The organism is Variovorax sp. 05L425, assembly GCF_056397705.1.
The window spans coordinates 45,371-57,554 of sequence record NZ_JBFTNY010000003.1; the positions used below are offsets into that span (position 1 = coordinate 45,371).

Annotated in this window: 12 protein-coding genes; 6 read left to right on the forward strand and 6 right to left on the reverse strand. The window is 63.5% G+C overall.

Features of this window, described 5'->3' with window-relative positions; translation table 11 throughout:
• Positions 1 to 7: 7 nt before the first annotated feature.
• On the forward strand, positions 8 to 1,783 hold the full coding sequence (locus tag AC1DN9_RS04315) for a glycosyltransferase family 2 protein (RefSeq protein WP_478097623.1): 1,776 nt from the start codon (positions 8 to 10) through the stop codon (positions 1,781 to 1,783).
• Between the two features lie 2 nt (positions 1,784 to 1,785).
• Complete coding sequence (locus AC1DN9_RS04320) at positions 1,786 to 2,787, forward strand: glycosyltransferase family 2 protein (RefSeq protein WP_478097625.1); 1,002 nt, start codon at positions 1,786 to 1,788, stop codon at positions 2,785 to 2,787.
• Between the two features lies 1 nt (position 2,788).
• On the opposite strand, the gene AC1DN9_RS04325 is transcribed toward AC1DN9_RS04320, so the two are convergent.
• Positions 2,789 to 3,544: a glycosyltransferase family 2 protein gene (locus AC1DN9_RS04325; RefSeq protein ID WP_478097626.1), complete on the reverse strand. Its 756-nt coding sequence runs from the start codon at positions 3,542 to 3,544 to the stop codon at positions 2,789 to 2,791.
• A gap of 44 nt (positions 3,545 to 3,588) precedes the next feature.
• On the opposite strand from AC1DN9_RS04325, the gene AC1DN9_RS04330 reads away from it, so the two are divergent.
• Positions 3,589 to 4,683 carry an MraY family glycosyltransferase gene (locus tag AC1DN9_RS04330; protein ID WP_478097628.1) on the forward strand — a complete coding sequence of 365 codons (1,095 nt, stop codon included), beginning with the start codon at positions 3,589 to 3,591 and terminating at the stop codon, positions 4,681 to 4,683.
• A gap of 86 nt (positions 4,684 to 4,769) precedes the next feature.
• Positions 4,770 to 5,663, forward strand: a complete 894-nt coding sequence (gene argB, locus AC1DN9_RS04335; RefSeq protein WP_478097630.1) for an acetylglutamate kinase — start codon at positions 4,770 to 4,772, stop codon at positions 5,661 to 5,663.
• Between the two features lie 109 nt (positions 5,664 to 5,772).
• On the opposite strand, the gene galE is transcribed toward argB, so the two are convergent.
• Positions 5,773 to 6,792, reverse strand: coding sequence for a UDP-glucose 4-epimerase GalE (galE, locus tag AC1DN9_RS04340; protein WP_478097632.1), 1,020 nt, complete (start codon positions 6,790 to 6,792; stop codon positions 5,773 to 5,775).
• 118 nt (positions 6,793 to 6,910) lie between these two features.
• On the opposite strand from galE, the gene slmA reads away from it, so the two are divergent.
• A complete protein-coding gene (gene slmA, locus AC1DN9_RS04345; RefSeq protein WP_478098130.1) occupies positions 6,911 to 7,558 on the forward strand; it encodes a nucleoid occlusion factor SlmA in 648 nt (215 codons plus the stop codon).
• Positions 7,559 to 7,576: 18 nt separating this feature from the next.
• On the opposite strand, the gene AC1DN9_RS04350 is transcribed toward slmA, so the two are convergent.
• The 3 genes from AC1DN9_RS04350 to AC1DN9_RS04360 all read right to left on the reverse strand — a co-directional run bounded on the left by AC1DN9_RS04350 (position 7,577) and on the right by AC1DN9_RS04360 (position 10,150).
• The gene (locus AC1DN9_RS04350; RefSeq protein WP_478097634.1) at positions 7,577 to 8,650 is read right to left on the reverse strand and encodes a hypothetical protein; all 1,074 of its coding nucleotides are present in this window, start codon (positions 8,648 to 8,650) and stop codon (positions 7,577 to 7,579) included.
• Positions 8,647 to 9,282 carry an adenylyl-sulfate kinase gene (cysC, locus tag AC1DN9_RS04355; RefSeq protein ID WP_478097636.1) on the reverse strand — a complete coding sequence of 212 codons (636 nt, stop codon included), beginning with the start codon at positions 9,280 to 9,282 and terminating at the stop codon, positions 8,647 to 8,649. Before cysC ends, AC1DN9_RS04350 begins: the two co-directional genes overlap by 4 nt.
• A gap of 469 nt (positions 9,283 to 9,751) precedes the next feature.
• The gene (locus tag AC1DN9_RS04360; protein ID WP_478097638.1) at positions 9,752 to 10,150 is read right to left on the reverse strand and encodes a YjjA family protein; all 399 of its coding nucleotides are present in this window, start codon (positions 10,148 to 10,150) and stop codon (positions 9,752 to 9,754) included.
• Between the two features lie 138 nt (positions 10,151 to 10,288).
• Between AC1DN9_RS04360 and AC1DN9_RS04365 the strand changes: the two genes are divergently transcribed.
• Positions 10,289 to 11,653 carry a TAXI family TRAP transporter solute-binding subunit gene (locus AC1DN9_RS04365; RefSeq protein ID WP_478097640.1) on the forward strand — a complete coding sequence of 455 codons (1,365 nt, stop codon included), beginning with the start codon at positions 10,289 to 10,291 and terminating at the stop codon, positions 11,651 to 11,653.
• A 70-nt stretch (positions 11,654 to 11,723) separates the two neighbouring features.
• On the opposite strand, the gene AC1DN9_RS04370 is transcribed toward AC1DN9_RS04365, so the two are convergent.
• Positions 11,724 to 12,074: an alpha/beta hydrolase gene (locus tag AC1DN9_RS04370; protein ID WP_478097642.1), complete on the reverse strand. Its 351-nt coding sequence runs from the start codon at positions 12,072 to 12,074 to the stop codon at positions 11,724 to 11,726.
• Positions 12,075 to 12,184: the final 110 nt, after the last annotated feature.

Here is a 12,184-nt window from a genome sequence, read left to right on the forward strand (position 1 = left end):
TCAGCGGATGCTCCGCCTGCTCCGCACCTCAGGCTGGCGCGGCCTCCAATGGACCCTGCGTCAGCGCTTCGGCCGCGGCCCCGACTATGCCAAGTGGATCGTCGACAACGACACCCTGACCCCGCAACTGCGAGAAGCGATCTCGCAGCGCATGGCCGCAATGAAGGCACCGCCACTGATCTCGGTCCTCATGCCTACCTACAACCCGAACCCCGCATGGTTGCGCGAGGCCATCGAGTCGGTGCGCAGCCAGATCTATCCTCATTGGGAGCTCTGCATCGCGGACGACGCCTCGACCTCCGTCGAGGTGCGAGACATCCTGAAGTCCTACGCCGAGTCGGACGCGCGTATCAAGGTGGTCTTCCGGCTCCAGAACGGCCACATCTCGGCTTCGTCGAACAGCGCGCTCGCGCTCGCGACCGGGCCCTGGCTGGCGCTCATGGATCACGACGACCTGCTGCCCCCGCACGCGCTGTTCTGCGTGGCGGATTGCATCGCCGCGCATCCGGACGTGCGACTGATCTATTCGGACGAAGACAAGATCGACGAATCCGGCCGACGGTTCGATCCCTATTTCAAGTCGGACTGGAACGTCGACCTGTTCCGCTCGCAGAACATGTTCAGTCATCTCGGCGTCCTGTCCACCGACCTGGTACGCGACGTGGGCGGCTTTCGCCTCGGCCTCGAAGGCTCGCAGGACTGGGACCTGGTGCTGCGCTGCATGGAGCGCGTCGAGGCCCGGCAGATTCGTCATTTGCCTCGTGTGCTCTATCACTGGCGGGTGCACAGCGAAAGCACGGCCGGTTCGATGGACGCCAAGCCTTATGCGGCGGTCGCGGGTGAGCGTGCCCTTAATGAGCACTTTGCGCGCACGGGTGTTCGCGCGACTGCGGAACACATTGGCGTCGGCTATCGCGCACGCTACGCACTTCCCGAGTCTCCGCCACTGGTGTCGCTGATCATTCCGACCACTCGCAATGCCGCCCCGGCGATCCGCCGATGCCTGGGCTCCTTGCTCCAGAAGACGGCGTATCCGAACTACGAGATCGTGGTCGCATCGACCGACACGGATGCACCGGCCTGGCTGCAGACCATTGCGAAGGAGCCGAAGGTCCGCGTGGTCCGGATCGGACAGGCATCCAATGACGTCGCCGCCCTCAATGCAGCGGTCGAGGCCGCGGAAGGCAGCGTGCTGGCCCTCCTCAGCGACCAACTCGAGGTCAAGTCGGCCGACTGGCTCGCCGAGATGGTGAGTCTCGCCCTCCAGCCCGGCGTGGGCGCAGTGGGTGCGCGCCTGTGGTACCCAGTGGGGGCGCTGCAGCATGCAGGGGTGATCCTCGGCGTTGGCGGCGTAGCCGGGTTTTCTCACCGGGGGATGCCGCCCGCGAGGGAGGGCTACTGCGGTCGAGCGGCGTTGATCCAGTCCCTGTCGGCCGTTTCGGGCGCCTGTCTCGTCGTCCGCAAGGCCCACTACCAACAGGTGGGAGGAATGGACAAGGCCCACCTGAAGGGAGCGTTCGCCGATGTCGACCTCTGCCTGCGCCTGAAGGAAACCGGTCTGCGCAACGTATGGACGCCCTACGCTGAACTGATCCACCATGGATCGCCCTGGCCCTCGAAGACGAAGCACTTTCGGCAAGATGCTACGTACATGCAGCAGCGATGGGCCGATGCCCTCCACAACGACCCGGCCTACAGCCCGAACCTGACGCTCCAGATCGAGGACTTCAGCTACGCATGGCCGTCCCGTGCACCGTGGTACTCCGGGGCCGCAAAAATCTGAACATGGCAAAAGCCCCGCTGTCCATCTCTGTCGCCCTGTGCACCTACAACGGTGCCGCCTTCATCCGCGAACAGGTCAGGAGCATCTGCCTGCAGTCGCGACCCCCGCAGGAGATCGTGCTGTCCGACGATGCGTCGAGTGACGGCTGCGTCGATATCGCTCGCGCCGCGGTCGCGGAGTGCGCCGCCGAACGCCCTGGGCATCCGGTAGCCCTTCGTGTGCTGCAGAACACCACCGCGCTGCGCGTCACGAAGAACTTCGAGCAGGCGGTGCGCGCCTGCGAGGGCGACCTGATCGCGCTGAGCGACCAGGACGACGTGTGGAAGCCGGACCGGCTTGCGCGCATGGCTGCCGAGTTCGAACGGCGCCCCGACCTTTTGCTGTTGCATACCGACGCCCGCCTGGTCGACGACGATCGGAAGGATCTTGGCCAATCGCTCTTCCACGCGCTGGAGGTCAAGCCCTTCGAAATGAACTGGATCCACGGCGGCAACGCGTTCGACGTGTTCCTTCGCCGCAATCTCGTGACCGGCGCGACGGCGATCTTCCGGCGCAGCTTGCTGGCCGACGCCGCACCGTTCCCGGTGGAGTGGCTGCACGATGAATGGCTCGCGATCGTTGCCTCGACGGTGGGTGGCGTCGACGTGCTGGAAGACGAACTGATCGAATATCGCCAGCACGCATCCAACCAGATCGGCGCGCGGCGCGACACGTTCGTGGGCAAGATTCGCAAGGCGCTGGCGTCACGCGGTGACACGCACGTCAAGCGCGCGATCAAGGCGGAGCTGCTTCTCGAACGCCTCCTGACGCTGGGCGACCGGGTGTCGCCGGTCACGATCGAGAAAGTGCGCTCGAAGATCGAGCATCAGCGATTCCGGGCCGCATTGCCGGCAAGACGGATCGAGCGCTGCGTCCCGGTCCTGCGTGAGGCCATGACGGGGCGCTACGACAAGTTCGGCCGCGGGGTGCGGGGTGTTGTCCGGGACCTCTTCGAGTCGGTCTGAATCAGCCCGCCCGCTCCATCCGCCAATAACGCCAGAACGCGGCCGACGACCACACCTTGAGCAAACTGGTCACGTGCCAGTAAAGGTGCCGTTTGCTTTGATGGCTGGCCCGTCGTGCGTCGTGCCGCGCCTGCAGATCCTCCGCGATCTGCAACTTCCACCCCGCGAGGCGCAGGCGGGCGCAGATGTCGAAATCCTCGCCATACATGAAGAAGCGTTCGTCGAAGCCTTCGATCTGGCGATAGGCCTCGGTGCGAAAGAGCATGAACAGACCCGGAATCCACGACGGCACCACAGGCCGCACATAGTCGGGACGCTTGCGCGAGACGATCTCGAGCGGCGTGATGATCGCCCTGTGCTGCTCGGGCGTTGGCTTCCCGGGCTCGAGGATCCGGGGCGCCAGCAGGCCGCTGTCCGGCGCGGCTTGTGCAATCAGTGGTGCCAGCACGTCGCTGTCGAAGCGGATGTCCGGATTCAGCACGAGGAACCACGGCGTGGCGCAGCGCGCAAAAGCCTGGTTGTGATTGGTGCCGAAGCCCTTGGGCGCGGCATTCTCGATGCGTTCGATCTCGAAGCCCCAGGTCCGGTCTGCCAGCAGATCGGGCTCCGGGATGTTGATCGTGAGTACGACCTTGGCGACGATGCCCCGGTTGAACCGGTCCAGTTCCTCAATCAGCGGGAGCACGAGTTCGAGTTGACCGTGACTCACGATCGAGACGGTGATGGGCTTGGGTTGTCCGGATGAGGGCGTCGGCATGGTCTAATTTCGCCCGGGGATTCTAGGGTTCCCGCTCCATACCCATGATTGCACTGATCGTCATCAGCTTCCTCATCTCCGCCTTGGGCGTACAGATCTTCATGCGCCGCGCGCGCCGGCATGCGAGGCGCTATGGCGCCGACATGCCGCAACGCTTTCACAAGGGCCATGTGCCGCGCCTTGGTGGAGCCGGCATCTTCCTGGGAATGGGGGTGGCGTGGATGGTCGCGGGGATCAGTTCCGACCCGTTCAATGTGTCCTGGCCACTCAAGACCTCCGGACTGACGCTGCTTTGCCTCGCTCCAGCTGCGCTCGGCGGCATCGTGGAGGACGTGACGCAGAGAGTCTCGGTGCGATATCGGCTCGGTCTCACCATCGGGTCCGCGCTTCTGGTCTGCTGGGTGCTGCAGTTGGGCGTGGCGCGCACAGGCTTCCCGGTCATCGATGGCTGGCTCCAGGCGATGCCGTTCGCGGCGATGGTCTTCGCCGCACTTGCCATCGGCGGCCTGCCGCACGCCTTCAACATCATCGACGGATACAACGGCCTGGCGGGTACCGTTGCGGTGCTGGTGTGTCTTGCCATTTCGCACGTGGCGCTGCAGGTGGGCGATCGTCAGCTCGCGGCCATGGTGATCTGCCTGGTCGGCGCCACGCTCGGCTTTCTGATCTGGAACTACCCGCGCGGCAAGATCTTTGCCGGGGACGGCGGCGCCTATGTCTGGGGCATGGTGATCGCGGTGGCCGCCGTCACGCTGGTGCAGCGCCACCGGGTCGTCTCGCCGTGGTTTCCGATGCTGCTGCTGATCTATCCGGTCTGGGAGACGGTGTTTTCGATCTACCGCAAGGTTGCTCGCGGTCAGTCGCCCGGGATGGCGGATGCGCTGCACTTTCACCAGTTGATCTTCCGGCGGATCGTCCGCGTGGCATTTGCGGACGACGAGGCGCGCCAATTGCTCGCGCGCAACAACCGGACGTCGCCGTACCTGTGGATCTTCGCGGCGCTGACGGTCGTGCCGGCGGTGCTGTTCTGGAACAACACGCTCGTCCTGATGGCGTTCTGCGCATTATTTGTCGCCACCTACGTGGCAGCCTACCTGATGATCGTGCGGTTCAAGGTGCCCCGCTGGTTGAGGCCTTAGTTCCGCGGCATCTTCAGAATGATCCAGGCGTGTCGGGGCCGGCAAGTTCCGCCACAATTCGGCTCTCTTTGTTCCGCTGCACACCCATGACCGATCCTGTGCTCAACATTCCCCCCCGCGACAAGGCCGAGATCCTGGCCCAGGCGCTGCCATACATCCGCAAGTTCCACGGCAAGACCATCGTCATCAAGTACGGCGGCAACGCCATGACGGACCCTGAGCTTCAGGCCGACTTCGCCGAGGACGTGGTGCTGCTCAAGCTGGTCGGCATGAACCCGGTCGTGGTGCATGGCGGCGGCCCGCAGATCGAGGCGGCGCTCAACCGGCTCGGCAAGAAGGGTCACTTCATCCAGGGCATGCGGGTGACCGACTCCGAAACCATGGAAGTCGTCGAGTGGGTGCTGGCCGGCGAGGTGCAGCAGGACATCGTCGGCCTCATCAACCAGGCCGGCGGCAAGGCTGTCGGCCTCACGGGGCGCGACGGCGGCCTGATTCGCGCGCAGAAGCTCAAGATGGCTGACCGCAACGATCCCAACGTGGAGCACGACGTGGGGCAGGTCGGCGACATCGTCTCGATCGACCCGAGCGTGGTCAAGGCGCTGCAGGACGATGCCTTCATCCCGGTCGTGAGCCCGATCGGCTTTGGCGAGCAGAACGAGAGCTACAACATCAACGCCGATGTCGTCGCCGGCAAGCTGGCCACGGTGCTCAAGGCCGAGAAGCTGATGATGCTCACCAACACCCCGGGCGTGCTCGACAAGAGCGGCAATCTGCTGACCAATCTGAGCGCCCGCGAGATCGACGAGCTCTTTGCCGACGGCACCATCTCCGGCGGCATGCTGCCGAAGATCGAGGGCGCGCTCGATGCCGCCAAGAGTGGCGTGAATGCGGTGCACATCATCGATGGCCGCGTTCCGCATGCGATGCTGCTCGAAATTCTCACCGAGCAGGCCTTCGGCACCATGATTCGAGCTAGATAAGCTCGCCCCCAGGCTGCGCGCACTTCGTGTCGCTTCGCCAACCCCCTGCCGGGGGCAACACCAGCGGCCCGGCCAAGCCGGTTCCGCGGTGTTTCGCGAATGGCCCTCTTTAGCTTTCGTAGCCGCGGGGGTTGGCTTGCTGCCAGCGCCAGCTGTCGGCGCACATCTGGTCCAGGTCGCGCTGGGCGCGCCAGCCGAGGGTTGCCTCGGCCAGGGATGGGTCGCCCCAGTAGGCGGGGACGTCGCCCGGACGCCGGGGGCCGATCTCGTAGGCGATGCGGCGGCCGCTGGCTCGTTCGAAGGCGTTCACCACTTCGAGCACCGACGCGCCTTGGCCTGTGCCCAGGTTGAGCTTCAATAGTCCGGGCTTTTGCTCGGCGTGGCGCAAGGCCGCCACGTGGCCTTCGGCCAGGTCCATCACGTGCACGTAGTCGCGCACACCGGTGCCGTCGGGGGTCGGGTAGTCGCCGCCGTGGACGGCGAGCTTATCGCGCAGGCCGACGGCAACCTGGCAGACGAAGGGCATGAGATTGTTCGGCTTGCCTTGCGGATACTCGCCGATCAGCCCGCTTTCATGGGCGCCGACGGGGTTGAAATAGCGCAGCAGCGCAATGCGCCAGTCGGGGTGGGCGCGCTGCAGGTCCGACAGCGCCTCCTCGACCATCAGCTTCGAACGTCCATAGGGGTTCGCCGGGCGCAGCGGTGCGTCTTCCGGAATCGGAGATCGGTCGGGGTCGCCGTACACGGTGGCGGAGGACGAGAAGATCAGATTGCGCACGCCGGCTGCCTGCATCGCCGCCGCCAGCACGAAAGTGCCGTGCACGTTGTTGTCGTAGTAGGTGATCGGATCGGCGACCGAATCGCCCACCGCCTTGAGCCCCGCAAAATGAATGACGCCGCTGATGGCGTGCTCGCGAAAAAGCTTGTCGAGCAACTCGCGGTCGCGCACGTCGCCTTCGACGAAGCGTGGCGTCGTGCCAATGATTCGCGTCAGCCGGTCGAGCACCCGGACGTCGCTGTTGCACAGGTTGTCCAGAATCACGGGCACGTAGCCGGCCGCGGCAAGCGCCACGCAGGTGTGGCTGCCGATGAAGCCGGCGCCGCCGGTGACGAGAATGGATGGGCTCATTGCTTCGGTTCAGGCAGTGAAAGTACCTGTAGATTCTGCGCGACAAGCAGGGGATGCCCGGTTGGCACGCGCTAACTGCACTGTGCGAGAATCATTTTTTTACATTTTGCACGCACCCATGCAGAACGATGAGTCAAGCGCCCTAGGCGCCTCCAGCAGTTCAGAACCGGTGGCGGTAGCGCCGCGCAAGCGGCCGAAGCCGGGAGAGCGGCGCGTGCAGATCCTCCAGGCTCTTGCTTCCATGCTCGAACAGCCAGGTGCCGAACGCGTGACCACGGCGGCTCTCGCCGCAAGGCTGGAAGTCAGCGAAGCCGCGCTCTATCGCCACTTCGCGAGCAAGGCGCAGATGTTCGAGGGCCTGATCGACTTCATCGAACAAAGCGTCTTCACCCTCGTCAACCAGATCGTCGAGCGCGATGCGGCTGGCAGCGAGCAGGCCTCGCGCATCATTGCGATGCTGGTGCAGTTTGCCGAGAAGAACCCCGGAATGACGCGCGTGATGGTCGGTGATGCGTTGGTTTTCGAGAACGAACGACTGCAGAGCCGCATGAACCAGTTCTTCGACAAGATCGAGGCGACTTTGCGCCAGTCGCTCCGTGACGCCGCCGCAGAGGACGGTTCGGCCACTCCTAGCGTCGATGCGCAGGTGAGAGCGTCCGTGCTGACGGCCTTTGTGGTGGGGCGGCTACAGCGCTTTGCCCGATCGGGCTTCCGGCGCGCGCCTTCTGAGCATCTGGACGCCGCCGTCGCCTTGCTCTTGAACTGACCAGCGCTCCGTATCGAATCAGTGTCCCGCCGGACGTCTTAGACGGCCGAACAACGCCCGCAACGGAGCCGTGACTCGCCAGGAACTCGAAGCTTCCAGTGCGTGGCTCCGTTTCTCTGCCTGATCAGCGCGCGCCGTCATCCTCGCTAATTCATCTTTCGCTGCTTCTAGAATCGCACCGGCTTTGCTCACTTCTTCTGCGCGCAACCTGGCTAGTGCCGCCGCATCTTCTCGCGTTTTCAGAAGTTCCTCCCGCGCCCCGTCCAGCTCGCCTCGAATATTGGCCAAGGCGACCCTCATCTCGTCCACTTCGCGAGTACGCGCCATGCCGTCAAGTCTCGCCTTCTCCAACTCGCGCGTAAGCGCTATGCGATCGAGCGTTGCGAGAGAAGGGAATGCGATGTCTTGCATCGGTCGGCTGTCCAGTTGTGCTGGAACCTTCGCGTCGCTATCCGTTGCCAGTTCCCTGCCCATTCGGACCTTTGCTGGCGCGGCGATGCGCAAATGCGCACCAAGTGCGGACTGGCGGTCAATCCTGTGCCCAAGGACTGATTCCAGCGACTCGTAAAGATAGTCGTGGTCCTCTACAAAACGAGGAAAGTCGAGGAACAAGACAGGAATTTTGCGCTTTACAAGCGCATGCAGGAGTTCGTGGAAGCCAAGGGCTAGAAGCCGCGCCTGATCGAGCGGATTCAGAGAATAGACCACCCCGCCCGCTGTAGTTCCCCAGGATGCCCACTGCTTGCAATCGTCAGGTATCGCTGCTGCGGCATAGCGAGCGCGCATTTCGTTGACGACGCGGCTGGTTGCGGCCTCGACGAGACTGCGCATCGGAACGATGACTGCGTCGATGACCACGTCGTTGTCCGAGAGCAGGCGCTCCACATACTCGTACAACCAAGGAGACTTGCTCACATACGGAGCATTGGACTGGCCCAGCAGTAAGTCTTCCAAGCCTGCATTCGCCGCATCGTCGTAGGCATGATGTCCTTCACGCGCGAGTTGCGTTTCCAACCCGCATCCCGCAAGGTATTGCACCAGAAATGTGGTGCCAGCACGGCCAGTGCCGGCAATGAGCAAGTGATTCTTCACGTCGGTTGCCTCGCCCTCAACGTTGTCGTGGCGAAATTCGCGAACAAGGGCATTAGCATGCTCACCGCCGCGTCGACATCATGATGGGTCGTATCTATTAGCGCGTCGGGATTCGGCGGCGGTTCATAGGTGTCGCTTACACCAGTGAACTTGGGCACCTCTCCGCGACGCGCACGCGCGTACAAACCCTTGACGTCCCGCCGCTCGCATTCGGAGAGAGACGCCTTCACATAGATCTCGCGATAGGACGCGCCTATGATCTTGCGCGCCAACGCCCTATGCCTGCTCAGAGGCGCAATCGCCGCGACGATCACGGCGACCCCCTGTTTGCTCAACAAACGGGCTACTTCGGCAATTCGCCGAATATTCTCGAGTCGGTCTTGATCGCTGAAACCAAGGCCTTGGCTTAGTCCGCGGCGGATTTCGTCCCCATCCAGGACTGCAACCGGAACCCCGCATTTCAGCAATCGAGCTTGCAGATTTCGCGCGATCGTGGACTTTCCTGCGGAGGACAGTCCAGTCAACCACATGACGGACGCCGGACTCGTCAGAGCTTGAGTTTCTTGGTTCTTTTCAACTTGCATATGTGAGTGACTCCATTCTATTTGCATACAAATGGAGTTAACTTTCATATTACCGGGCTCATTTATGTCGACCTTAATGATTAGGTTCTGGGAGTATGGGCGAGTAGATTTAGCGCTCGATTAGCAAATCGGCGCTCGTGAAACCCGCTAACAAGAAAATACAGGGTGCTTCTGCTTCTTTGCGTCCGCCCGAAGCAATCCGAGCCCACTCGGCGGCCGGCGGCCGAGGGTCGTTCCGAGAGACTTATCGTCACGTGGCCGGCTCGGCTTTAGCTTTAAACGTTCAGCGCGTCATGTGAGCGGGCGCAACGTATAGACGGCGAGAGCCCGAAGGGACTCGTATGAACGCGCGTTCGGCCACTTCCGAGCCAACCTACCCTGTGGCCCTCTCGTCAAGAGCATGCCGCCAAGCCCGGGCAGTCGAAGGGCACGAGCGAGGTCGGCGAGCCGGCGCGCCCGGGCAGCAAGAGCCGAATCACACGAGCGCTGTGCAAGGGCTCGCTCTCGGGCAAGGCTGTCAGATCATCGACTTCGCCTGATTCAGGACAAAGTCGCAAGCCTTCTTGGTCAGCTCGGCCTTGAGCCCGCCGCCGGTCAGGTCGAGCTTCTTGCCCTCGGTGCTGGTCAGAATGCCCTGCGAGCCTTCCACATACCCAGTATCGGACGCGGGCTTGCCGCCCGGGATCTTGCTCATCAGCTGATCCTTCAGGGACGAGGCGCCGTTGCCGCTCAGATAGTTGTTCTTCAGGCAGTACTCCAGCACACCCGCGGCGTTGCCCACGCTGCCGGATGTCATGGAGGACGCGCCAGCCGAGCCGCCGGCCAGCCCCTTGAGCATGTCCAGGCCCTGCGCTTGCGCGCCGCCCAGGGCACCGAGCAAGACCAGCACGAAACCGTGCCGAGTGAATTGATTCATTTACCACTCCTTGAAAGCATGCAAAGACCTCGGAAACCATAGCGCATGGCCACGGCGTGGCGACGACGACATTGAAACAGTTCGTCGGCAGAATGCGACATCTAGACGAGCCAGCTTTCAAACATGAAGACTCCGGCCATGCCAACGCTGCCCACAGCACGACGACTGATGTCCTGGATGGCGCTGGTGGCCGTCCTGACCCTGCTGATCTGGGCCGTGGTCCGCTACGTGAGTCCGACGCCGCCCCGAACGCTCGTGATGAGCACCGGCACCGCCGACGGCGCCTATCACCGGTTCGGATTGCGCTATCAGGAGATATTGAAGGCCAACGGCATCACGCTCCAGCTACGCACTTCGAGCGGCGCCGTCGAGAACCTTCAACGGCTCAACGAGGGCTCGGTCTCGGTGGCCTTCGTCCAGGGTGGGACCGGCGTCCTCGCACTTGACCCGGACACCTCCCCGGACGCGACACCGCTGCGTTCACTGGCGACCGTGGCTTTCGAGCCAGTGTGGATCTTCACGCACACGCTCAATCTGTCGAAGGGCCTGGGCGCGCTGGCCGGCAAGCGCATCGCGGTCGGCGTTCCCGGGAGCGGAAACTACAAGGTTGCCAGCCAGTTGCTGGCCGTCTACGGGGTCGTCGTCGCCGACGGCCAGCAGAGCGCCGCGGATGGCACCACCTTCGTCAGCGCGGGCGGCATGACGGCAGCGGATCTGCTCACGAGCCACGAGGTCGATGCCGCCATCATCATCGCAGCGCCAGAGGCACCGGCCGTGCAGGCGCTCCTGTCGAACAGCGCAGTGCATCTGGCCTCGCTCGATCATGTCGAGGGCTTGGCGCGCCGGTTTCCGTACTTCCAGCCGGTGACCCTGAAGCGCGGCTCGGTGGACCCGAAGCGCGACATGCCGTCGCACGACATCAACCTGTTGGCCACGACGGCAAACCTGGTAGTGCGCGACGAACTGCACCCGGCGCTGGTCTATCTGCTGCTCGAAGCCGCGCGGCAGGTGCACAGGCAGCCCAGCCTCATCAACCGGCCGGAGGATTTCCCGAATCCGCGGGCCACTGACTTCCCGTTGTCGTCGGATGCGGAGCGCTATTTCAAGAACGGTCGTCCGTTCCTGCAGAACTACCTTCCGTTCTGGGCGGCGAACTATGTGCAGCGCCTGCTCCTGCTGCTCGTGCCGTTGGCTGCAATCCTCGTCCCCCTGGCCCGGGTGTTGCCCGAAGTGATCACGTGGCGTCGCCACAGCCGTTTGTATCGCCGCTACGGTGAACTGAAGTTTCTCGAGCAGGATCTGGCGTCACGCAAACTCGACGAACGCGAGCGGTCGGAAGCCCTGGCCCGGCTCGATCACATCGAGGAGGAGATCATCGAGACCAAGTTTCCGTTGGACTTCACCGACCGCGTGTACACGCTTCGCCAGCACGTGGATTACGTGCGCGCGCAATTGCAACGGCAGATCGACGGCGGCGAGCCCGCCCACAAACCGGGACGCTGAGTTCTCTCCGAAACGAAAAAAAGCCGGCTCCGCGATATGCGGATCCGGCTTTCGCCCCTGGTCGAGTGGATTACAGGGCGGCTTGGCGCGTGAAAGATACCTTTGGCTTGTTGTAGGCCGCAGGAATCTGGTCGCGATAGAAGGCGCGGCGGTCAAGGCTTTGCAGCGGGTTGTGCGCGGTCGCCACGGCAGCGGCGCGGACGGAAGCGCGGTCGGCCGTCGAAGCAATGGTCTGCACGCCGGCTTGGGCACCGTCGCTGTACGGATTGCCACTATGGGCCGCCGTCACAGCGCCGGGAGCCACTTCGGCGCGGGTGTTGCCGTTGGTCAGGGCATGCACGCCGTCATAGGTTTCAGCTTGTGCGCCCACGGCAGCGAGAAGGGAGAGGGCAGCCGCGGCGATGATCTTCGAGGTCTTCATTTCAGTATCCTTCAATGCGATGAATGATTTCGAACCGGTCGCGGGGTGCGTCGCCATCCGTTTCCGGAGGCTCCAGCGCTCAGTGCCTGTTCACTCAGATCAGCTGGTTG

What these genes read in the sequence shown, in the direction of transcription:
- AC1DN9_RS04320 (WP_478097625.1), top strand. Translation starts at nt 1,786, where the DNA reads ATGGCAAAAGCCCCGCTGTCCATCTCTGTCGCCCTGTGCACCTACAAC.
- AC1DN9_RS04365 (WP_478097640.1), top strand. Translation starts at nt 10,289, where the DNA reads ATGCCAACGCTGCCCACAGCACGACGACTGATGTCCTGGATGGCGCTG.
- AC1DN9_RS04325 (WP_478097626.1), bottom strand. Translation starts at nt 3,544, where the DNA reads ATGCCGACGCCCTCATCCGGACAACCCAAGCCCATCACCGTCTCGATC.
- AC1DN9_RS04315 (WP_478097623.1), top strand. Translation starts at nt 8, where the DNA reads ATGCTCCGCCTGCTCCGCACCTCAGGCTGGCGCGGCCTCCAATGGACC.
- AC1DN9_RS04330 (WP_478097628.1), top strand. Translation starts at nt 3,589, where the DNA reads ATGATTGCACTGATCGTCATCAGCTTCCTCATCTCCGCCTTGGGCGTA.
- slmA (WP_478098130.1), top strand. Translation starts at nt 6,911, where the DNA reads ATGCAGAACGATGAGTCAAGCGCCCTAGGCGCCTCCAGCAGTTCAGAA.
- argB (WP_478097630.1), top strand. Translation starts at nt 4,770, where the DNA reads ATGACCGATCCTGTGCTCAACATTCCCCCCCGCGACAAGGCCGAGATC.
- galE (WP_478097632.1), bottom strand. Translation starts at nt 6,792, where the DNA reads ATGAGCCCATCCATTCTCGTCACCGGCGGCGCCGGCTTCATCGGCAGC.
- AC1DN9_RS04360 (WP_478097638.1), bottom strand. Translation starts at nt 10,150, where the DNA reads ATGAATCAATTCACTCGGCACGGTTTCGTGCTGGTCTTGCTCGGTGCC.
- cysC (WP_478097636.1), bottom strand. Translation starts at nt 9,282, where the DNA reads ATGAAAGTTAACTCCATTTGTATGCAAATAGAATGGAGTCACTCACAT.
- AC1DN9_RS04370 (WP_478097642.1), bottom strand. Translation starts at nt 12,074, where the DNA reads ATGAAGACCTCGAAGATCATCGCCGCGGCTGCCCTCTCCCTTCTCGCT.